Origin of the sequence: Streptomyces griseoaurantiacus, from assembly GCF_036189845.1 — a bacterium.
GTDB lineage: Bacteria > Actinomycetota > Actinomycetes > Streptomycetales > Streptomycetaceae > Streptomyces > Streptomyces griseoaurantiacus.
In genome coordinates this window covers 5,297,023-5,318,486 of sequence record NZ_CP108326.1, presented here as the reverse complement: position 1 = coordinate 5,318,486, position 21,464 = coordinate 5,297,023, and the positions used below count along the sequence as shown (strand labels likewise).

Genomic DNA, 21,464 nt, shown 5'->3' with positions numbered 1-21,464 from the left:
GCGGGGCGGGAGTGGCCTGCGGGGGCGGGGTCAGCCCCTGCCGACCACGCTCCTCGCGAAGAACCGCAGGTTGGCCGGCTTCTCCGCGAGCCGCCTCATGAAGTACCCGTACCAGTCCGTGCCGTACGCGGTGTACACCCGCATGCGGTGGCCCTCCGCGGCGAGCCGCAGGTGCTCCTCGCTCCGGATGCCGTAGAGCATCTGGAACTCGTACTCGTCCTGCTTGCGGCCCGCGCGCCGGGCGAGTTCCTGGGCGATGGCGACGAGGCGCGGGTCGTGCGAGCCGACCATCGGGTAGCCCTCGCCCTCCATCAGCGTCCGCAGCACGCGGACGTACGCCTTGTCGATCTCGTGCCGGTCCTGGTACGCGACCGAGGCCGGCTCCTTGTACGCGCCCTTGACCAGCCGCACCCGGCTGCCGCTCGCGGCGAGACGGCGGGCGTCGGCCTCGGTGCGGAAGAGGTACGCCTGGATGACGCAGCCCGTCCGGGGGAAGTCCCGCCGCAGTTCCTCGTGGACGGCGAACATCGAGTCGAGGGTGGTGTGGTCCTCGGCGTCCAGCGTGACGGTGGTGCCGATGGCGTCGGCGGCCTCGACGACCGGGCGGACGTTGGCCAGCGCCAGCTCGTGGCCGCCGGGCAGCGCCTGGCCGAACATCGACAGCTTGACGGACATCTCGGCGCGCCGGCCCAGCTCCATCGGCTTCAGCCGGTCGATGAGCTCCAGGTACGCGTCGCGCGCGGCGGCGGCCTGCTCGGGGGTCGTGATGTCCTCGCCCACGACGTCCATGGTGAGTTCGAGGCCCTTGTCGGTGAGCTCGCGGACGACCGGCACGATGTCGTCGACGTTCTCCCCGGGGATGAACCGGTCGACGACCGGCCGGGTCACCGGGGCGGCCGAGACCAGCCGGCGCAGTCGGTCGCTGCGCGAGGCGGCGAGAATCACGGGACCCAGCACGGGGCACCTCCACAAGAACACACGCCGGGAGCCGCGCCCGACGGTCCGGGTACGGCACGGGGAACCACGGTGAAACCTAGGGATTCCCGACTTCCCCGGCCATCGACAGCTGTCACGCATCCGTGCCCCGGATCTCAGACAGATGTATGAAGGACGCCCGGAGCGCGGGACAATGTCCGGGTGACGGCGGACGAGGGCAGTGAGCACACGAGTGACCCCGGCGGCGTCCCCGGCGGGGAGAACCCGCCCGGGCGCCGCGAGGAGCACCGGCCCGAGCACCGCGGTGACCACCGGGGGGACTACCAGGACCTCGTCGACGAGATCTCCGCGCTGCTCGGCGCCCCCGCGACGCTGGAGAACCGGGACTTCGAGCTGATCGCCTTCGGCGCCTACGACAGCGACGAGGAACTGGACGCCTCCGCGCTGGACCCGGTGCGCACCCGCTCGATCCTGACCCGGCGCTCCACCGCCGCCGTGCGGGCCTGGTTCGAGGGTTTCGGCATCACCCGGGCGAGCGGCCCGGTCCGCATCCCGCCGACCCCCGAGGCGGGCGTGTACCGGGGAAGAATCTGCCTGCCGGTGCGCCATCGGAGTGTCGTGCTCGGCTATGTGTGGCTGCTGGACGGCGAGCCGGGCCCGACCGAGCCGCAGCTCGCGGCGGCGATGGAGGTGACCGGGCGGATCGGGGCGCTGCTCGTCGACGAGGTGCAGCACCGCGCGGACCTGACCCGCGAGCTGCGGGCGGTGCTCACCGCGGAGGACGGCTGGCGACGCGACATGGCGATCGCGGAGCTGCGGACGGGGCTGGGCGAGCGGGCGGAGGCGGTGCACACGGTGGTGTGCGTGGCGCCCTGGCCCTCGGCCGACCCGGACGACGCCCCCTCGGTGCGCACGGTGCCGGGCGCGGTGGCGCGGTGCACGGTGCCCTGGGGCGCGACCGGGCAGAGCCTGGCCCTGCTGGTCCGGCTGCGTTCGCCGGACGCCCCGGCCCCGGCCCTGGCCGCGGCGGCCCGGCTGCTGGAACGCGCGGCGCCCGGCGGCGGTCCGGCCGCCGCCGTCGCCGGGGTCGCCGTGGCCCGGCGTGCCCTCGCCGAGCTGGGCGCCGCCTGGCAGGAGGCCACGGCGACGGCCCGGGCCGCGCTGGCCGAGCCGCGCCTCGGCCCCGTCGCGTCCTGGACCTCGATCGGCCCGTACCGGCTGCTCACCGCGCTGCCCCCGAGGACGGCGCGCGACCCGGCGGTGCGCGAGCTGCTCTCCCCCGCCCACCGCGAACTCGCCCGGACCGCCGAGGTGTTCCTCGACTGCGCCGGGCAGGCGGGACGTGCGGCGGCGGAGCTGGGCATCCACCGCCAGACGCTGTACTACCGGCTGTCGCGGGTGGAGCGGCTCACGGGCCTGGACCTGGACGACGGCGAGGACCGCCTGCTGCTGCACATGGCCCTGAAGTCGCGCCGGCTGTGAGGAGCGGGGCGGGAGCTCAGCCCCCGCCCCCGCCCGCCCGCTCCCCCGCCCCCGTCCCCGTTCCGGCGATGACCCGGCGCAGCCCCGCGGTGAGCGCCTCCGCGTCGGGGGCGCTGTCGGGGTCGAAGTTGTAGTGGGTGATCAGCCCCATCATCAGGGTGTAGTAGAAGCCGCCGAGGGTGTCGACGGTCTCCTCGGGCACCTGCTCCTCCTGCCCGCCCATGAAGAGCGGCACGAGGGCCCGCATGGCCTCCCGCTGGGCCTTCGCCAGGTGCTCGCGGACGGCGGGCAGGCGATCGCCCATCGCCACGATCTCGATGCTCAGGCGCCACATCGAGCCGGGCTCCCGCATGGTGGCGATGATGTTCGACCACACCGCCTCGAAGCGTTCCAGGGAGCCGGGCGGGGTGTCGGCGAGCAGCCGCTCGCTGCCCTCGAAGGCGTCGGACACCTCCCCGACCAGCGCCACGTACGCCTGGGCCAGGAGCGCGTCCTTGGAACCGTAGTGGTAGCCGATGGACGCCAGATTGGTCCCCGACTCCTTGACGATGTCCCGGGCCGTCGTGGCCGCGAACCCCTTCGCCAGCAGGCAGCGCTTGGCGCCTTCGAGCAGATCCTCACGGTGTCCCATGCGCTCACCCTAGCCCCGGCCATGAACGGGCGTCTATGACGCGCGTCTACGACCGAGGCCATGAACAGGCGTATTAAACATTAGTACTAGACGCCTGTATAATACGTCCGTACAGTCCCTGCCATGACACCGAAGAGCACGCACCACCACGACCCGGCGGCGGACTCCCCCGCCGACGGCGGCCGGGCCGGACGGCGCGAATGGACCGCCCTGGGCGTCCTGATGCTTCCGCTGCTGCTGGTCTCCATGGACGTCTCCGTCCTCTACTTCGCCATCCCCGCGATCAGCGCCGACCTGGAACCGAGCGGCACCCAGCAGCTCTGGATCTTCGACATCTACGGCTTCGTCCTGGCCGGACTCCTCATGACCATGGGCGCCCTCGGTGACCGGTTCGGCCGCCGCCGGCTGCTGCTGGCCGGCGCGGCGGCCTTCGGCGCGGCCTCGGTCGTGGCCGCCTACGCCGACAGCGCCGGGATGCTCATCGCGGCCCGCGCGGTACTGGGCCTCGGCGGGGCGACGCTGATGCCCTCGACGATGGCGCTGCTGCGGACGATGTTCACCGACCCCGGGCAGCGGGCGAAGGCGATCGGACTGTGGTCCGGCGTGATGACCGGCGGGATCGCGCTCGGCTCGGTGCTCAGCGGGGTGCTCGTGCAGTACTTCTGGTGGGGTTCGGTGTTCCTGGTCAACCTGCCCGCGATGGCGCTGCTTCTGATGCTCGGCCCGCTGCTCCTGCCGGAGTCGCGCAGCTCGCGGCCCGGCCGCTTCGACCTCCTCGGCGTGCCGCTGTCCCTGGCCGCCGTACTGCCGGTGGTCTACGGGCTGAAGGAGATCCCCACCGAGGGCTGGAACGTGCGGTACGTGATCTCGGTGACCGTCGGCCTGCTCTTCGCCGCGCTGTTCGTGCACCGCCAGCGCCGCGCCGCCTCTCCCCTGGTCCCGCCGGCGCTGCTGCGGGCCCGCGGCTTCTCGCCCGCGCTGCTGCTGAACCTGATCGCCTCCTTCGCGATGCTGGGCTCGGCCTACTTCACCACGCAGTACCTGCAGTCGGTGCTCGGCAGGAGCGCGCTGGAGGCGGCGCTGTGGTCGCTGCTGCCCTCGGTGCTGATCGGGGCGGCGGCCCCGGCGACGACCTCGCTGGTGCAGCGCGGGGTGGCCAGGGCACACGTCGTGACCGGCGGCTTCGTGGTGGCCGCCGCCGGCTACGGGCTGCTGGCGCTCGCCGGGACCCACTCGCTGTGGCTGGTGCTGGCCGGTGCGGGGGTGCTCGCCTCGGGGATCGTCACGGTGATGTCGCAGGTGACCGACCTGGCCATGGGGGCGGCACCGGTGGAGCGGGCCGGGACGGCGTCCTCGCTGATGGAGACGAGCACGGAACTCGGGGGCGCGCTCGGCATGGCGCTCCTCGGGGCGATCGGGACGGCGGTCTACCGGCACGGGATGGGACCCGGGTCCCCGGAGGCCGCACGGCAGACGCTGGGCGGGGCGCTCGCGGTGGCGGACGGGATGCCGGAGGCCGCGGGGGCGGCTCTCCGCGCGGCGGCGCGCGGGGCGTTCGTCGACGGAATGCGCGGGGCGGCCCTCGCCGGGGTCGTGCCGCTGCTGGCCGCGGCCGTCCTGGCGGTCCGCCTGGTCCGGATCGCCCCGCGCCCGGCGAACGGTGACACGGGCGACGGCGCGGTGGAGCGGGAGACGGGCACGGCAGGTGAGGACGCGGCCGCCGCGGTCCCGGAGGCGCCCGCGGTGGGCGGCGACGTGGCCGCGGCCGGCGGGACGGCGTAGCCGGCAAAGAGACGGAAAAGGGGCGGCGGGGAAGGAACCCAATCCGGGTCCGTCCCCGCCGCCCCTGTGCGCCCCGTCCGGCCGGAGTGAACTCCGGCCGGACGGGGCGCGCTGTCTGTCAGACCAGGTTGATCGAGCGGGCCGAGGTCGCGCCGATCTCCTCGGCGAGTTCCGCGACCACATGCGGCGGAACCGTGTCGTCGACCGTCAGCACGGCCAGCGCCTCCCCGCCGGCGACCGCGCGGGAGACCTGCATGCCGGCGATGTTGATGCCCGCCTCGCCGAGCACACGGCCCAGCGTGCCGACGACGCCCGGACGGTCGGCGTAGCGCAGCACGACCATGTGGTCGGCGAGCGCGAGGTCGACGTCGTACTCGCCGACCGCGACGATCTTCTGGTGGTGCTTCGGACCGGCCAGCGTGCCGGAGACCGAGACCTCCTCGCCGTCCGTGAGCGTGCCGCGCACCACGACCACGTTGCGGTGGTCGGTGGCCTCCGAGCTCGTGGTCAGACGGACCTCGACCCCGCGCTCCTGGGCGAACAGCGGCGCGTTGACGTAGGACACCGTCTCGTCCACGACGTCCTCGAACACGCCCTTGAGCGCGGACAGTTCGAGCACCTTCACGTCGTGCTGAGTGATCTCGCCGTACACCTCGACGTCGAGCCGGACCGCGACCTCGCCCGCGAGGGCGGTGAAGATGCGGCCGAGCTTCTCGGCGAGCGGCAGGCCCGGCTTGACGTCCTGGGCGATGACGCCGCCCTGGACGTTGACCGCGTCGGGGACCAGCTCGCCGGCCAGCGCGAGGCGCACCGACTTGGCGACCGCGATGCCCGCCTTCTCCTGCGCCTCGTCGGTGGAGGCGCCCAGGTGCGGGGTGCAGACGACCTGGTCGAGCTCGAACAGCGGGGAGTCGGTGCAGGGCTCCTTGGCGTACACGTCGAGGCCGGCGCCCGCGACGCGGCCCTCCTTCAGCGCCGCGTACAGCGCCTCCTCGTCGACGATGCCGCCGCGCGCGGCGTTGACGATGCGCACGCCGGGCTTGACCTTGCGCAGCGCCTCGGCACCGATGAGGCCGAGCGTCTCGGGGGTCTTGGGGAGGTGGACGGTGATGAAGTCGGAGACCTCGAGCAGCTCGTCGAGGCTCACGACCTTCACGCCCATCTGGGCGGCGCGCGCGGGCTGCACATAGGGGTCGTAGGCGACGACCTTCATGCCGAAGGCGGACATGCGCTGCGCGACCAGGGCGCCGATGCGGCCGAGGCCGACGACGCCGAGGGTCTTCTCGGCGAGCTCGACGCCGGTGTACTTGCTGCGCTTCCACTCGCCGTTCTTCAACGCGGCGTTGGCCTGCGGGATGTTGCGGGCGGTGGCGACGATGAGACCGCAGGCGAGCTCGGCGGCGGTGACGATGTTGGAGGTCGGGGCGTTGACGACCATCACGCCGGCCTTGGTGGCGGCGGAGACGTCCACGTTGTCCAGGCCGACGCCGGCCCGGGCGACGACCTTCAGCCGGCCGGCCGCGGCGACGGCCTCGGCGTCGACCTTCGTCGCGGAGCGGATCAGGACGGCGTCGACGTCGGCGAGGGCCGGGAGCAGCTCGGCCCGGTCCGCTCCGTTGCAGTGCCGGATCTCGAAGTCCGGGCCCAGCGCGTCCACCGTGGCGGGCGACAGCTCTTCGGCGATGAGTACGACAGGTTTCGAGCTCACGTGAGTCCTCACATGTCCAGTGCGGACGGCCGTCCCGACGGCCGCAGGCGGTGGGAGGGGAACAACGCCGGGGAAGGAAGGGGAACGTGCCCGCAGTTCCTCAGTGTTGCTGGGCCGCGTGGAAGACGCACGACGCTGTGGGCCTGACGCGTATTGGTGCTGCAGTCTAGTGGCGCCGCGGGGGCGTCATGCGTCTTGTCCGGGGGATCACCCGTCCGTGGGAGAACGGGTGGGCCGGGGCCGTGCGGAGGGCCCCGGCCGAAGCCGCCGGAGGCCGGGCACCAGCGCCTCGGCCCCGGCAGCTCCCCGAGGACTTACGCGTCCTCGTTGACCCAGCTCATGAGCTTGCGCAGCTCCTTGCCCGTGGTCTCCAGCAGGTGCTCGGAGTCCTGCTTCTTGTACTCGTTGTACTTCTTCAGGCCGCCGTGGTACTCGTCCATCCAGTTCTTGGCGAAGGAGCCGTCCTGGATCTCGGCGAGGACCTTCTTCATCTCGGCCTTGGTGGCGTCGGTGATGATCCGCGGGCCGGTGACGTAGTCGCCCCACTCGGCGGTCTCGGAGATCGACCAGCGCATCTTCTCCAGGCCGCCCTCGTACATGAGGTCGACGATGAGCTTCAGCTCGTGCATGCACTCGAAGTAGGCGATCTCCGGCTGGTAGCCCGCCTCGGTGAGCGTCTCGAAGCCCGCCTTGACCAGCGCCGCGGTGCCGCCGCAGAGCACGGCCTGCTCACCGAACAGGTCGGTCTCGGTCTCCTCGGTGAAGGTCGTCTTGATGACGCCCGCACGGGTGCCGCCGATGCCCTTGGCGTAGGACAGGGCCAGCGCGAAGCCGTTGCCGGAGGCGTCCTGCTCGACGGCGACGATGCAGGGCACGCCGCGGCCCTCCTCGTACTGGCGGCGCACCAGGTGGCCGGGGCCCTTGGGGGCGACCATGCAGACGTCGACGCCGGCCGGGGGCTTGATGAAGCCGTAGCGGATGTTCAGGCCGTGGCCGAAGAACAGCGCGTCGCCGTCGTTCAGGTTCGGGGCGATGTGCTCCTCGTAGACCTGGGCCTGGATCGGGTCCGGCACGAGGATCATGATGACGTCGGCCTCGGCGGCCGCCTCGGCGGGGCTCACCACGCGCAGGCCCTGCTCCTCGGCCTTCGCCTTGGACTTCGAGCCCTCGTGCAGGCCGACGCGGACGTCGACACCCGAGTCACGCAGTGACAGCGCGTGGGCGTGGCCCTGGCTGCCGTAACCGATGACCGCGACCTTGCGGCCCTGGATGATGGACAGGTCGGCGTCAGCGTCGTAGAACAGCTCGGCCACTTTCGGTTCACTCCTTGGTGTGCGGGTGTTGCGTCCCACCGTATGCCGGTGCGGGGGCGGGAAGCCGGGGGGTCTCGTAATGCGGGCGGCGTGCCGGGCAAGTGGTACCGGGGCACCGGGCGCGGGTACCGCCGGGGGCGGGCGGCCGGGGGTACCGGCCGCCCGGGGACGCCTGAGGGGGCGTCAGGCGGAGCGGTCCAGCGCGCGCAGGGAGCGGTCGGTGATCGAGCGGGCGCCGCGGCCGATCGCGATCGTCCCGGACTGGACCAGCTCCTTGATGCCGTACTGCTCCAGCATCCGCAGCATGGCGGTGAGCTTGTCGCCGGAGCCGGTGGCCTCGATGGTGACGGCCTCCGGGGAGACGTCCACGGTCTTGGCGCGGAAGAGCTGGACGATCTCGGTGATCTGGGAGCGCGTCTCGTTGTCGGCGCGGACCTTCACCAGGACGAGTTCGCGCTGCACGGCCTGGGAGGGCTCCAGCTCGACGATCTTGAGCACGTTGACGAGCTTGTTGAGCTGCTTGGTGACCTGCTCGAGCGGCAGGTCCTCCACGCTCACCACGATGGTGATGCGGGAGATGTCGGGGTGCTCGGTGACGCCCACGGCGAGCGAGTCGATGTTGAACCCGCGGCGGGAGAAGAGCGCGGCGATCCGCGCGAGGATGCCCGGGGTGTTCTCGACGAGGACCGAGAGCGTGTGCTTGGTGGACATGACGGTCGTACCTTCCTGAAGTCCCTGACGTCCGGTGGCCCGCGCGGGACCTCAGTCGTCCTCGCCGTCGCCGAAGTCGGGACGGACGTCCCGGGCGGCCATGATCTCGTCGTTGGACGTGCCGGCGGCGACCATCGGCCACACCATGGCGTCCTCGTGGACGATGAAGTCCACGACCACGGGACGGTCGTTGATCGAGTTGGCCTCCTCGATGGCCTTGTCCAGGTCCTCGGGGCGCTCGCAGCGGATGGAGTAGCAGCCCATCGCCTCGGCCAGCTTCACGAAGTCGGGGACGCGGGTGCCCTTGGCGTCCGGGTTGACGTCGTGCGGGCCGGAGTGCAGGACCGTGTTGGAGTACCGCTGGTTGTAGAACAGGGTCTGCCACTGGCGGACCATCCCGAGGGCGCCGTTGTTGATGATGGCCACCTTGATCGGGATGTTGTTCAGGGCGCAGGTGGTGAGTTCCTGGTTGGTCATCTGGAAGCAGCCGTCGCCGTCGATCGCCCAGACGGTGCGCTCCGGCCGGCCGGCCTTGGCACCCATCGCGGCCGGGACCGCGTAGCCCATCGTTCCGGCGCCGCCGGAGTTGAGCCAGGTGGCGGGCTTCTCGTACTTGATGAAGTGCGCGGACCACATCTGGTGCTGGCCGACGCCCGCCGTGAAGATCGTTCCCTCGGGGGCGAGTTGCCCGATGCGCTCGATGACCTGCTGGGGGGAGAGCGAGCCGTCCTCGGGCAGGTCGTAGCCGAGCGGGTAGGTCTCGCGCCAGCGGTTGAGGTCCTTCCACCAGCCCGCGTACTTGTGCGCGGCGGCCTCGCCCTGCGAGCCCTCGGCGTGCTCCTTCTGGACGGCCTGGATCAGGTCGGCCAGGACCTCGCGGGCGTCCCCGACGATCGGCACGTCGGCCGCGCGGTTCTTGCCGATCTCGGCGGGGTCGATGTCGGCGTGAACGATCTTGGCGTGCGGGGCGAAGCTGTCCAGCCTGCCGGTGACGCGGTCGTCGAAGCGGGCGCCCAGGGCGACGATCAGGTCGGCCTTCTGCAGCGCGGTGACGGCGGTGACCGCACCGTGCATGCCCGGCATTCCCACGTGCAGCGGGTGGCTGTCGGGGAACGCGCCGAGACCCATCAGGGTGGTGGTGACGGGTGCTCCGGTGAGTTCGGCGAGGACCTTCAGCTCGGCGCTGGCGCCCGCCTTGATCACGCCGCCCCCCACGTAGAGGACGGGCCGCTTCGCGGCGCCGAGCAGCTTGGCCGCCTCGCGGATCTGCTTGGCGTGCGGCTTGGTGACCGGGCGGTAGCCGGGCAGGTCCAGCACCGGCGGCCAGGAGAAGGTGGTCTTCGCCTGGAGGATGTCCTTCGGGATGTCGACCAGGACGGGGCCGGGACGCCCGGTCGAGGCGACGTGGAAGGCCTGGGCGATCACTCGGGGGATGTCCTCGGCCTTGGTGACCAGCCAGCTGTGCTTGGTGATCGGCATGCTGATGCCGACGATGTCCGCCTCCTGGAAGGCGTCCGTGCCGATCGCGGAGGACACCACCTGGCCGGTGATCGCGACCAGCGGCACGGAGTCGAGGTTGGCGTCGGCCAGCGGGGTGACCAGGTTGGTGGCACCGGGGCCCGAGGTCGCCATGCAGACGCCGACCTTGCCGGTGGCCTGCGCGTACCCGGTGGCGGCGTGCCCCGCGCCCTGCTCGTGGCGGACCAGGACGTGCCGGACCCTGGTGGAGTCCATCATCGGGTCGTACGCCGGCAGGATGGTGCCGCCGGGAATGCCGAATACCGTGTCGGCGCCGACCTCCTCGAGCGAGCGGATGAGGGACTGCGCGCCCGTCACCTGCTCGGGGGCGGACGTCTGCGGTCCGGAGGAACGGGGCCGCGGCTGCGGATGGTGTGCCCCGGAGGCCTGCTCGGTCATCGGCATTCTCTTCTCGATGCTGAGGGTTTTTGCGAGGTTCGTGCGATCCGTCGACTATGGCGGCTACGGCGACTGCGGTGCGGCAGGTGCCCGTGCAACAAAAAACCCCTCGTGCCAGGAGGCAAGCGAGGGGAGCGCGCCGGGTACGGTCGCTGGGGATTCCGGATGATGGTCCGGTCGGGCCCAGCTTCAGCCGACGCGCTGTCCAAGTACGAGAATTCGGGTGCGCATGGAACTGACCCTCTCTCCGGGGCGCACCGACTGTCAAGTGGGTGGGACGGGCGTCTCATCATGTGGTCGGAGGGCGGTACCGCCGCCGAGGACCGCGGTGCCGCCGCCGAGCCCGGCGGTCGTGCCGCCGAGCGCGGTGGTCGTGCCGCCGAGGGCCGCGGCGGTCCGGGAGGCGGCCGTGGCGGGGCCGCGCAGGACCGTCGGGACCGGGCCCCCGAACACGCCCGCGCCGCTGCCCGCGAGGACGGACTCGGCCGGGCCGTGCGGCACCGGGTAGTGGCCGCGGGTGAGTGCCCGGCGCAGCCGGTACTCGTCCAGCGGCCCGGAGAAGACCAGGCCCTGCCCGTGGGTGCAGCCCATGGCGCGCAGGGTGACGACCTGCTCGGGCAGGTCCACCCCGTCGGCCACGGTCTGCAGCCCCAGGTCGGTGGCGATCCGCAGCAGCCCGCTGGTGATCTTGTGGAGTCTGGCCGACTCCACGACCCCCTCGACCAGCACACGGTCGAGCCGGAGGATGTCGACGGGGAGGCGGCGCAGCGCCGCGATCGTCGTCTGTCCGCTGCCCACGCCGTCCAGGGCGATCCGGACCCCGAGCCGGCGCAGGGCGCCGAGACGGCGTTCCAGCTCCTCCAGCGGCACCCGGGCGTCGATCTCGGTCAGTTCCAGGATCAGGGCGCCGGAGGCGAGTCCGTGCCGGGTGAGCAGTGACTCGACGGAGCCGGGCGGCAGGGTGCGGTCGAGGAGCCGCCGGGCGGCGAGGCGGACGGTGACGGGTACGGGGATTCCGGACGCGGTGCGCTCGGCGGCCTGGGTGACGGCCCGTTCGAGCAGGTCCCGGCACAGTCCGGCGACCGTTTCGCCCCCCTCGGTGACACGGACGTACTCGCCGGGGGTGAACAGCACGCCCTGGGCGGAGCGCCAGCGGGCCTGGGCGGCGACCGAGGAGATCCGGCCGTCGGCGAGGGCCACGACGGGCTGGTGCAGCAGCAGGAACTCGCCGTCGTGCATCGCGGCCCGCAGCCGGCCGGCCAGTTCGGCCTTGCGGACGACGTCCTGCTGCATCTGGGGCGCGTACAGCTCGACGCGGTTCTTGCCGGCCGCCTTGGCCCGGTACATGGCCAGGTCGGCATTGCGCAGCAGCTCGCCCGCGCCGAGCCCGGGTTCGGCGAAGGCGACGCCGATGGAGGCCGCGACGCGGACATCGTTGCCGTCGATGGTGTAGGGCTGCGAGAGACCGACGCGGAGGCGGTCGGCGAGTTCCTCTATGTGGCGCTCCCGCGCGGCGTGCTCGCGGGTGCCGTCGCCGGTGATGAGGGCGGCGAACTCGTCCCCGCCGAGCCGGGCGGCGGTGTCGCCCTGTCTGAGGGAGTCCTGCAGCCGGCGGGCGGCCTGGACGAGCAGCTCGTCCCCCGCCTGGTGGCCGATGGTGTCGTTGACGGCCTTGAAGCCGTCGAGGTCGATGAAGAGCACCGCCGTGCCGCGCAGGGCGGGGCCCCGGTCGGAGGCGCGGCGCCCGGAGAGCGCCTGCTGCACACGCCGGGTGAACAGGGCGCGGTTGGGCAGGTCGGTGAGCGGGTCGTGTTCGGCGTTGTGCTGCAACTGGGCCTGGAGGCGGACCCGCTCGGTGACGTCCCGGCTGTTGAAGATGAGGCCGCCGTGGTGGCGGCTGACGGTGGACTCGACGTTGAGCCAGCCTCCCCCGCTCTCGGCTCCTCCCCCACTCTCGGCTTCGCTCGAGCGTGGGGACCCCCATGAGCGGGAGGTGCCCCCACCGCCGGAGCGGAAGCGGCACTCGATGCGGGTGGTGGGCTCCTCCAGGGGGCTGGCCGCGAGGAAGCGGCGGACCTCGTGGACGACGCAGCCGAGGTCCTCGGGGTGGATGAGCCCGGCGAGTTCGGTCCCGACCAGTTCCTCCGCGGGGCGTCCGTAGACCCCGGCGGCGGCCGGGGAGACGTAGCGCAGGATGCCGCTGGGCGCGGCGATCATGATGACGTCGCTGGAGCCCTGGACCAGGGAGCGGAAGTGGTTCTCCTTCTGGGCCAGTTCGTGGGTCAGCGTGATGTTGTCGCGCAGCATGATGCCCTGGCGGACCAGCAGGGCGAGCACGACGGCCCCGGCGGTGAGCAGCACGACCCGGTCGACGCTGCGGCCGTCGAGGAGGTTGTAGAGGATGCCCAGGGTGCAGACGGCGGCGGCCAGGTAGGGCGTGAGGGCGGCGAGCGAGCCGGTGAGGGGGCGGGTGACCGGGTAGCGGCCGGGCACGGGCTCCGCCGGGAACGGGTGCGGGTACGGATGCCCGGGGCCGGCGGGGTGGGGCGGCGCGGGGGGTGCGGATGCCGGGCGGTGGTGTGCGGGCGGGAGCCGGTCCTGGAGGGAGCCGGTCCTGCCGTCCCGCGAGGCCGCCGTCCTGGTGTGCTCCGGCGGGAGTGCGGTCCTGGTGTGTTCGTGGGCCTGCCCGCCGAGGGCGGGCACGTGGGCGTGCACCACCCGGGTGTGCGGCTCGCCGTACCCCTCGTCGGTGCGGCTGCCGACCCAGGGGGCGTAGGCGAGGAGCAGGGAGCCGGAGAACCAGCCCGCGTCGAGCAGTTGGCCGGAGTGGTAGGCGCTGTGCAGCAGTGGTGAGGTGAACAGGGCGTCGCACACGACGGTCAGGCCGAGGGCGCCGATCGCGGTGTTGACGGCGGAGCGGTTCACCGCGGAGCGCCGGAAGTGCAGCGCGAGCACCATGCTCACCAGGGCGATGTCGAGCAGCGGGTAGGCGAGCGAGAGCGCGGTGTGGGCGACGCTCGGTCCGTCGAACCGGGCGGCCTGGGCGAGCGCGAGGCTCCACGAGAGGGTGAGCAGCGAGCCGCCGATGAGCCAGGCGTCCAGGGCGAGGCACACCCAGCCGGCCCTGGTCACAGGCCGTTTGGCGAGCACGAGCAGGCCGACGATGGCGGGCGGCGCGAAGCAGAGGAAGAACAGGTCCGCCCAACTCGGGCTGGGCACCGGGCGGTCGAGGACGACCTCGTACCAGCCCCAGACGCCGTTGCCGAGGGCGGCCATGGTGGAGGAGAGGGAGAACAGCAGCCAGGCGGGTCGAAAGCGGCTGCGGCGGGAGCGTGCGCGCAGCAGGCAGGAGACGGCGGCGGCGCCGGCCGCGACGCTGAGCCCGAAGTCACCCATGAACAGGGCGAGCCGCTGCGAGCCCCAGCCGAGTGCGGCGCCGACGGCGTATCCCGCGCAGAGCAGGGCGAGGAGGAGCTGCGGGACCGGACTCGGGCGGCCGCGGGGCGCCCGGCGGCGGAGCGGCAGGGCTCCGGGCGAGCTCACCGGTCCCACCCGGTCCGGGTCGGGGCGGCTCCGCGGTTCCGCCGGTGTACGTGGCGCCTGCGGGAGGCGGGCCCGCGGTGGTGCGGGCCGCCGCGCGCGTGGCCCGGTGGCGCCGCGCGCATGGTTCGTCGGCGTTCGGCCCGTCGCGTCGGATCGGTGATGGTGGTCCGGCCGTGCATCGTCCGTCGCCCCCCTCGGAGTCCCAAGTCCTGGTCGTTCCCTCGTGCCCGGGCGCCGAACGTGCGCGGCGCCACCCCCTGTCGGGACGATACACCAGGATGGTCACTCAGGGACATAGTCTCTCTACGCTCCGTGACGACCAGGGCCGATGTGCGCACGGGCCGCGTCCGGAGGGCTGCGGAGCGTGCGCGAAGCGGAGTCGGCGCGCGCCGCGGGCGCCGAACGCGCTGGTCGTGCGCCCCGGAACGGCCGGACGGCCGGTCACCCGGCGCGCCCGGCGGCCCGATCCGTCACCCGCGGCCCGGTCGGTCACCCGTGGTAAGGACCACGTTGCGCAGCGGTTCCCGGTTCACCAGCCGGGTGAGCTGGTCGGTCAGCAGCCGCTTCGCACGGGGCAGGAATGCCGAGGTGGGGCCGCCGACGTGCGGGCTGATCAGCACGCCGGGGGCGGACCACAACGGGTGGCCCGGGGGCAGGGGTTCGGGGTCGGTGACGTCGAGCGCGGCGGTGATCCGGCCGGTCTCCACCTCCGTGAGCAGCGCCTTGGTGTCGACGACGGGCCCGCGCCCCACGTTGACCAGCAGCGCGCCGTCCTTCATGCGGGCCAGGAACTCGGCGTCGGCCAGTCCCCTCGTCTCCTCGGTGAGCGGGGTCACCAGCATCACCACGTCCGCCTCCGGGAGCAGTTCGGGCAGGGCGGCGATCGGATGCACCGGGCCGCGCGCCGTCGTGCGCGCGGAGCGTGCGACGCGTGCGACCCGCGCGACCTCGAACGGTACGAGCCGGTCCTCGATGGCGCTGCCGATGGACCCGTAGCCGACGATCAGCACGGACCGGTCGGCGAGCGCGGGGCGGAAGCCGCCCGCCCAGTTCCCCTCGTCCTGGGCGCGGACGAAGCCGGGGACGCCGCGCAGCGAGGCGAGGGTCAGGGTGAGCGCGAGCTCGGCGGTGCTCGCCTCGTGCACGCCGCGGGCGTTGCACAGCCGCACGCCGGGCGGCAGCGCGGACACCGGGCCGGCCACGTCGTCGACGCCGGCGGTGAGGGTCTGCACCAGGCGCACGGTGCGCAGCGCCTCCAGCGGCCTCACGCGCACGGCGTGCGGCTTCATGTACGGCACGACGTACGCCACGCAGTCGGCGGGGTCGCCGGGGAACGGCTGCCGGCCGTCCTCGCCCCCGTCCCAGAACAGGTAGCGGAACCCCTCGGGGAGCTGCGGGATCTCCTCGGGCCGGATGGGAAGCCACACGTCGTCGCTCATGCCAGGAGGCTATGCGAACTCGTGTGCGCGGGAACGGTTAGGTTGGTGGGCCGGGACAGGGAGGGTACGGCCAGGTGGAGCGCAGGACGATGGGCGCGGCGGCACTGCGGGTGGGGGCCGTCGGGCTCGGGTGCATGCCGATGAGCTGGGCGTACACCACTTCGCGGCAGCGGGGCGAGGAGTCGGTGCGGGCGCTCCACCGGGCGCTGGACGCCGGGGTGACGCTGCTCGACACGGCGGACATGTACGGGCCGTTCACCAACGAGCTGCTGGTGGGCCGGGTGCTCAAGGAGCGGCGCGCGGACGCCTTCGTGTCGACGAAGGTGGGGCTGCTGGCCGGTGAGCAGCACATCGTGGCCAACGGCCGTCCCGGATACGTGCGGCGGGCCTGCGACGCCTCGCTGCGGCGGCTGCAGACGGACGTCATCGACCTGTACCAGCTGCACCGCGCGGACCCCGAGGTGCCCGTGGAGGAGACCTGGGGCGCGATGGCCGACCTGGTGCGCGCCGGGAAGGTGCGGGCGCTGGGGCTGTGCGCGATGGACGTCCGGGGCGGCCGGCGCTCGCGGGCGGGGCTGTACGAGGGGACGGTGCGGCAACTGGAGCGGGTGCAGCAGGTGTTCCCGGTCACCGCGGTCCAGGCGGAGCTGTCGGTGTGGTCGCCCGAGGCGCTGCGTACGCTGCTGCCGTGGTGCGCGGCGCGCGGGGTGGGGTTCCTGGCGGCGATGCCGCTGGGCAACGGCTTCCTGACCGGGACGCTGCGCCCGGGCGAGGGCTTCGAGCCGGACGACCTGCGGGCCCGGCACCCGCGCTTCACCGCCGAGATGATGGCGGCGAACCAGCCGATCGTGGCCGGTCTGCGGCGGATCGCCCGTCGGCACGGCGAGGAGGTGAGCGCCGCGCAGGTGGCCCTGGCCTGGACGCTCGCCCAGGGTCCGCACGTGGTCCCGGTGCCGGGCACGAAGCGGTCCCGCTGGGCGGCGGAGAACGCGGCGGCGGCCGAGGTGCGCCTGACCGGGGAGGACCTGGCGGAGGTGGCGGCCCTTCCCGCCGCGCAGGGGTCCTGGGACTGAGCACGGGACCCGGGGGCGTCCGCGCCCGCGAACACCCCCTCACGCGCGGTCCGTTCACCCCGCCCGGCGGCTGCGAGCGGCGGCGGGCGCCCCGCCCGGCGACGTACGCTTCCCCTCACGGCGCGGCTGTGCCGCGAAGCCCCGGCGAAGGGACCCCCTCGTGCGCTCTCGACCCACCGCGGCCGCGCTGGCGGTCGCCGCCCTCCTGCTGACGGCGGGCTGCTCCGGCGGCTCCGGCGCACCGGAGGACACCGGTACAAGCGCCTCCGCGAGCCGCACGGGCGGTCCCTCCGCGCGTGCGGAGCACACGCCGCCCGCCAAGGGCTCGGTGAAAGTGCTGCGCACCGTCGCCGAGGGCCTGAACACGCCCTGGGGGCTGGCCCCGCTGCCCGGGGGCGGCGGAATCCTCGTGTCCTCCCGGGACGAGGGCACGATCACCCGAGTCGACGAGAAGACCGGGAAGAAGACCACGCTGGGCGCCGTCCCCGGCGTCGCCGCCGACGGCGAGGGCGGTCTGCTGGGCCTCGCCCTCTCCCCCGCGTACGCCTCCGACCACCTGGTGTACGCCTACTTCACGACCGATTCCGACAACCGCGTCGCCCGCATGCTGTACGACCCGGAGAAGCCGGCCGGGGAGCAGCTCGGCGCCCCCGACACGGTGTTCAAGGGCATCCCCAAGGGCCTCATCCACAACGGCGGCCGGATCGCGTTCGGGCCGGACAAGATGCTGTACGTGGGCACCGGCGAGTCCGGGGAGCGGCAGCCGGCCCAGGACCGGAAGTCGCTCGGCGGCAAGATCCTGCGGATGACCCCGGACGGCGAGCCGGCCCCGGGCAACCCCTTCGACGACTCGGTCGTGTACACCTACGGTCACCGCAACGTCCAGGGTCTGGCCTGGGACGGGGAGCAGCGGCTGTTCGCCGCGGAGTTCGGCCAGGACACCTGGGACGAGCTGAACGCGATCGAGCCCGGCGCGAACTACGGCTGGCCGGAGGCGGAGGGCAAGGGGGGCGGCCCGAAGTACCGCGACCCGCTCGCCCAGTGGCACACCGACCAGGCCTCCCCCAGCGGCATCGCGTACGCCGAGGGGTCGATCTGGATGGCCGGCCTGCGGGGCGAGCGCCTGTGGCGGATCCCCCTCGACGGCACGAAGGCCTCGGCGGAGCCACAGCCCTTCCTGAAGGGCGAGTACGGCCGGCTGCGCACGGTGGTCGCGGCCGGCGGGGGGAAGCTCTGGGTCACCACGAGCAACACGGACGGCCGCGGTGACCCCGCCAAGGGCGACGACCGGATCCTGGAGCTGCGGGTCACATAGGACCCGCGCGTCGAGGAGGTCCGGCCGCCGGCGCCCGGGACCCGGTCAGCCCGCCGAGGGCAGGCCGAGCAGGATGTCCGTGTACTTGGCGACCGCGAGCAGCAGGCCGAGGACGCCGAGGGCGATGCCGCCCCAGGCCACCGACTTGATCCAGGCAGCCTGCGGCGGGCCCGGGGTGCCGAAGGCGGGGCGGGCGAGGACGACGACGCCCACGACCAGCGCGAGCAGCGCGAAGAAGCCGCCCCACAGCGCGGCGGCGTGCCAGGCGTCGCCGTAGACCTCCTTGATCTGCGTGGCGACACTCGCCGAGGAGGAGGTCCGGAGCTGCCCGACGAGCGTCTCGCGGGCGGAGGCCACCGTGCCGACCCAGCCCCCGGTGAGCGAGACCACGCCGAGGGCGGCGGAGACCACGGCCCCGGCGCCCTGGCCGACCCCGGTGGTGCCGGCGGCCTCGGGGTCCCCGGCGACGTCCGTGGAGTCCGTGGCATCCGCGGACTCCGCCGGCTGCCCGGCTTCGGCCTCGGTGAGGTCCGTCGCGGCGTCCCCCGTGCCCTGCTCGGCGGCGGCCGTCTCCTCGGAGGGCGCGGGCGGCGTCGCCGCCCCGTCCTCGGCCGTGCCGTCCGCGGCAGTGCCGTCAGCGGTCTTCGCCTCGGCGCCGGTCACGGTCGCCCCGGCCTCGTCAACTGTCTTGGATCCCATATCTCCGCACCGTACGTACGCTCTCTGAGAGGTCTCTTAACGAGGGCTCCCACTGTCCTTTGCGGCGGCCTCGGTACGTGCCGCCCGCCATTCGGGGGCGAGCAGGGACCACACCTCGAGGTCCTGCCGCGCGCCCCGGTAGAGGTTGTTTCCGCGCAGTACGCCGTCCCGGCGCATGCCCAGCCGTCGCGCCACGTTGATGCTGGGGGTGTTGGCGGACGACGCCCGCCACTCCACACGGTGGATGCCTCGCTCGTCAAACGCCCAGCCGAGGAGCACGCGTACGCCCCGGGTGACCAGTCCCCGGCCGACCGCCGCCGGTTCCAGCCAGCAGCCCGCCTCGGCGGTGCCCTGGACCGCGTCGAACGTGCGGAACAGCACACCGCCCACGAGCCGCCCCCGGTACCAGATGCCGTGCAGGCCGCCGGCGTCCTCGGCGCGCCGGTGGGCGAACGTCGTGAGCAGCTCCCGCGCGGAGTCGACGTCCGTCTCGCGGGTGCCGAAGGGGATGTGCTGCCCGATGTACTCGCGCCCGCGGTCGAGGTGCGCGAGGAACTCCTCGGCGTGCCAGGGCTCCAGGGGGCGCAGCTCGGCGTCCTCACCCAGGGATGTCGCGTACATCGTCCCGCCGCTCCTTCACCAGTGCGTCCACCGCCTCCGCGAGCGCGGCGTCGTCCGTGCCGCGCCCGGGGACCGCAGGCAGTGTCGCACGGCACTCGGGGGGCTCGATGCTCAGGTGGGGCAGGCGGGACTCCAGGCCGCGCGGCAGCCACCAGTTGGCCTTGCCGAGCAGGTGCATGAGGGCGGGGACGAGGAGCGTGCGCAGGACGAACGCGTCGAGGGCCACGGCGGCGGCGAGCGCGATGCCGAACATGGCGATCGTCCGGTCGCCGCTGAGGACGAAGGCGAGGAAGACGGAGATCATGATGACGGCGGCGGAGTTGATGACCCGGCCGGTCTCGGCGAGGCCCACGCGGACCGCGCGCCGGTTGTCCCCGGTCTCCAGCCACTCCTCGTACATCCGGCTGACCAGGAAGACCTGGTAGTCCATGGAGAGCCCGAACAGCACCGAGACCATGATCACGGGGAGGAAGGGCTCGATCGGCCCGGCCCCGCCGAGGCCGAGGAGTTCGCTGCCCCAGCCCCACTGGAAGACGGCGGTGACGACGCCGAAGGCGGCGGCCACCGCGGCGACGTTCATCGCGGCGGCCTTGAGCGGGATGGCGAGGGAGCGGAAGGCGAGCAGCAGCAGGACGCAGCCGAGGCCGATCACCACGCCGACGAAGAGGGGGAGCTTGGCGACGACGACGCCCGCGAAGTCGTCGTACCCGGCGGTGACCCCGCCGACCTTCACGTCGAGGCCGGTGCCGGACTCGGCGCGGGGCAGCACCTCGGTGCGCAGCCGCTCGACGAGGTCGCTGGTGCGCGCGGACTGCGGGGCCGACTCGGGGATCAGGGTGAGGTGGGCGGTGGTCCCGGCCGGGTTGTAGGTCACCGGGGAGACGGAGGCGACGTCGGGCGTGGTGCGCAGGGTGGCGGCGAGGTTGTCCAAAACCAGCCGGTCCTCGGCGTCGTCGAGGTGGGTGACGAGGGTGAGCGGGCCGTTGACGCCGGGGCCGAAGCCCTCGGCGAGGAGGTCGTAGGCCTGCCGGGTGGTGGTCCGCGCCGGGTCGGTGCCGGCGTCGGAGGTGCCCAGGCGCAGGGAGAGGGTGGGCAGGGCGAGGACCGCCATGACGAGGAGGGCGAGGGCGCCGAGGAGCCTGGGGTGCCGTTCGACGAAGGCGGACCAGCGGGCGGCGAACCCGGTGGGCACCTCGGGTTCGGGCCCGTGTTCGGCCAGGCGCCGGCGTTCGCGGCGGCTGAGCGCCCGCATGCCGGTGAAGGACAGCAGGGCGGGCAGCAGGGTCACGGAGGCGGCGACGGTGAGGAGCACGGTCAGCGCGGCGGCGACGGCGACGCCGTTGAGGAAGTCGAGCCGCAGGATGAGCATGCCGAGCAGCGCGATGCACACCGTCGCGCCGGCGAAGACGACCGCGCGTCCGGTGGTGGCGACGGCGTCCTGGGCCGCCTCGGCGACGGTCAGCCCGCGTTTGAGGCCCCTGCGGTGCCGGGTGACGATGAACAGCGCGTAGTCGATGCCGACGCCGAGTCCGACCAGCATGCCGAGCATGGGCGCGAAGTCGGCCACGGTCATGACGTGGCCGAGGAGTTCGATGCCGGCGTAGGCGGTGCCGACGCCGACGAGCGCGGTGGCGATCGGGAGGAGGGCGGCGGCGGGCGAGCCGAAGGCGAGGAGCAGCACGGCGGCGGCGACGACCACGCCGACGATCTCGGCGAGGTGCCCGTCCGCGGACTGGGTGAGGGAGACGGCGCTGCCGCCGAGGGCGATCCGCAGTCCCTCGGTCCCGGCGGACTCGGCGGTGTCGACGAAGGCCCGCGCCTCGCCCTCGGATATCCGCTGCGAGGGGCTGTCGAAGGTGACGGTGGCGTAGGCGGTGCGGCCGTCGCCGCTGATCTGCCCGCCGCGGCCGTTCTCGTAGGGGCCGGTGACGGAGGCGATGCCGGGCAGATCGGCGAGCCGGTCCAGGGTGCGGGTCATGGTCTGGGCGACGTCGGCGTCGCGCACGGTGCCGTCGGTGGTGTGCCAGACGACGGTGTCGGTGTCCCCGTCGGCTCCGGGGAATCCCTCGCGGAGCAGATGGGCGGCCTGGCTCGACTCGGTGCCGGAGACTCCGTAGTCGTTGGAGTAGGCGGCTCCTACGACCGTCGCGGTCGTGAAGACGCCCGCGAAGACCGTCAGCCAGAGCAGGAGGGCGGCGAGACGCCGCCGGACACACCAACGTGCGAGGGCTGCCACGGGCGTACTCCCTGGGGGGTGTGTGCTTCTTTGCCCGAAGTCAACCTGGAATAAAACG

The 21,464-nt window shown here is 73.2% G+C and carries 15 protein-coding genes; 4 read left to right on the top strand and 11 right to left on the bottom strand.

The window, feature by feature from the left end; all coding sequences use genetic code 11:
- Window positions 1-30 precede the first annotated feature (30 nt).
- Window positions 31-957, bottom strand: coding sequence for a proline dehydrogenase family protein (locus OHB09_RS23735; RefSeq protein ID WP_006139649.1), 927 nt, complete (start codon window positions 955-957; stop codon window positions 31-33).
- Window positions 958-1,278: 321 nt separating this feature from the next.
- On the opposite strand from OHB09_RS23735, the gene OHB09_RS23730 reads away from it, so the two are divergent.
- Entirely contained in the window at window positions 1,279-2,418 is a 1,140-nt protein-coding gene (locus tag OHB09_RS23730) for a PucR family transcriptional regulator (protein ID WP_328923052.1), read from the top strand.
- 16 nt (window positions 2,419-2,434) lie between these two features.
- On the opposite strand, the gene OHB09_RS23725 is transcribed toward OHB09_RS23730, so the two are convergent.
- Complete coding sequence (locus OHB09_RS23725; protein WP_234527996.1) at window positions 2,435-3,049, bottom strand: TetR/AcrR family transcriptional regulator; 615 nt, start codon at window positions 3,047-3,049, stop codon at window positions 2,435-2,437.
- 123 nt (window positions 3,050-3,172) lie between these two features.
- Between OHB09_RS23725 and OHB09_RS23720 the strand changes: the two genes are divergently transcribed.
- Window positions 3,173-4,831, top strand: coding sequence for an MFS transporter (locus OHB09_RS23720; protein WP_328922505.1), 1,659 nt, complete (start codon window positions 3,173-3,175; stop codon window positions 4,829-4,831).
- A gap of 118 nt (window positions 4,832-4,949) precedes the next feature.
- Here OHB09_RS23720 and serA read toward each other — a convergent pair whose 3' ends face one another.
- The 6 genes from serA to OHB09_RS23690 form a co-directional block, all read right to left on the bottom strand.
- A complete protein-coding gene (serA, locus tag OHB09_RS23715) occupies window positions 4,950-6,539 on the bottom strand; it encodes a phosphoglycerate dehydrogenase (protein ID WP_006139654.1) in 1,590 nt (529 codons plus the stop codon).
- A gap of 314 nt (window positions 6,540-6,853) precedes the next feature.
- The gene (gene ilvC / locus OHB09_RS23710) at window positions 6,854-7,852 is read right to left on the bottom strand and encodes a ketol-acid reductoisomerase (protein ID WP_006139656.1); all 999 of its coding nucleotides are present in this window, start codon (window positions 7,850-7,852) and stop codon (window positions 6,854-6,856) included.
- 183 nt (window positions 7,853-8,035) lie between these two features.
- Window positions 8,036-8,563: an acetolactate synthase small subunit gene (ilvN, locus tag OHB09_RS23705; RefSeq protein ID WP_006139657.1), complete on the bottom strand. Its 528-nt coding sequence runs from the start codon at window positions 8,561-8,563 to the stop codon at window positions 8,036-8,038.
- Between the two features lie 51 nt (window positions 8,564-8,614).
- Complete coding sequence (locus OHB09_RS23700) at window positions 8,615-10,480, bottom strand: acetolactate synthase large subunit (RefSeq protein ID WP_086010938.1); 1,866 nt, start codon at window positions 10,478-10,480, stop codon at window positions 8,615-8,617.
- Window positions 10,481-10,744: 264 nt separating this feature from the next.
- Window positions 10,745-14,032, bottom strand: a complete 3,288-nt coding sequence (locus OHB09_RS23695; protein ID WP_407077344.1) for a putative bifunctional diguanylate cyclase/phosphodiesterase — start codon at window positions 14,030-14,032, stop codon at window positions 10,745-10,747.
- 461 nt (window positions 14,033-14,493) lie between these two features.
- Window positions 14,494-15,462 (bottom strand): 2-hydroxyacid dehydrogenase, encoded by a 969-nt coding sequence (locus OHB09_RS23690; RefSeq protein ID WP_234527985.1) that lies wholly within the window; start codon window positions 15,460-15,462, stop codon window positions 14,494-14,496.
- A 74-nt stretch (window positions 15,463-15,536) separates the two neighbouring features.
- Here OHB09_RS23690 and OHB09_RS23685 point away from each other — a divergent pair, with 74 nt between their 5' ends.
- Both OHB09_RS23685 and OHB09_RS23680 read left to right on the top strand, forming a co-directional pair.
- A complete protein-coding gene (locus OHB09_RS23685; RefSeq protein ID WP_006139661.1) occupies window positions 15,537-16,535 on the top strand; it encodes an aldo/keto reductase in 999 nt (332 codons plus the stop codon).
- 160 nt (window positions 16,536-16,695) lie between these two features.
- Entirely contained in the window at window positions 16,696-17,850 is a 1,155-nt protein-coding gene (locus OHB09_RS23680; protein WP_093598408.1) for a PQQ-dependent sugar dehydrogenase, read from the top strand.
- A 45-nt stretch (window positions 17,851-17,895) separates the two neighbouring features.
- Here the strand turns inward: OHB09_RS23680 and OHB09_RS23675 are convergent, their stop codons facing one another.
- The 3 genes from OHB09_RS23675 to OHB09_RS23665 are packed head-to-tail and all read right to left on the bottom strand — an operon-like array spanning window position 17,896 to window position 21,406.
- Window positions 17,896-18,549: a hypothetical protein gene (locus tag OHB09_RS23675; RefSeq protein WP_191853341.1), complete on the bottom strand. Its 654-nt coding sequence runs from the start codon at window positions 18,547-18,549 to the stop codon at window positions 17,896-17,898.
- Window positions 18,550-18,585: 36 nt separating this feature from the next.
- Window positions 18,586-19,170 carry a GNAT family N-acetyltransferase gene (locus OHB09_RS23670; RefSeq protein ID WP_093598405.1) on the bottom strand — a complete coding sequence of 195 codons (585 nt, stop codon included), beginning with the start codon at window positions 19,168-19,170 and terminating at the stop codon, window positions 18,586-18,588.
- On the bottom strand, window positions 19,148-21,406 hold the full coding sequence (locus OHB09_RS23665; RefSeq protein ID WP_319118545.1) for an MMPL family transporter: 2,259 nt from the start codon (window positions 21,404-21,406) through the stop codon (window positions 19,148-19,150). Before OHB09_RS23665 ends, OHB09_RS23670 begins: the two co-directional genes overlap by 23 nt.
- Window positions 21,407-21,464: the final 58 nt, after the last annotated feature.

Coding starts and splice junctions, on each gene's coding strand:
- OHB09_RS23725 (WP_234527996.1), bottom strand. CDS start 3,049: ATGGGACACCGTGAGGATCTGCTCGAAGGCGCCAAGCGCTGCCTGCTG.
- OHB09_RS23720 (WP_328922505.1), top strand. CDS start 3,173: ATGACACCGAAGAGCACGCACCACCACGACCCGGCGGCGGACTCCCCC.
- ilvN (WP_006139657.1), bottom strand. CDS start 8,563: ATGTCCACCAAGCACACGCTCTCGGTCCTCGTCGAGAACACCCCGGGC.
- OHB09_RS23700 (WP_086010938.1), bottom strand. CDS start 10,480: ATGACCGAGCAGGCCTCCGGGGCACACCATCCGCAGCCGCGGCCCCGT.
- OHB09_RS23690 (WP_234527985.1), bottom strand. CDS start 15,462: ATGAGCGACGACGTGTGGCTTCCCATCCGGCCCGAGGAGATCCCGCAG.
- OHB09_RS23675 (WP_191853341.1), bottom strand. CDS start 18,549: ATGGGATCCAAGACAGTTGACGAGGCCGGGGCGACCGTGACCGGCGCC.
- OHB09_RS23670 (WP_093598405.1), bottom strand. CDS start 19,170: ATGTACGCGACATCCCTGGGTGAGGACGCCGAGCTGCGCCCCCTGGAG.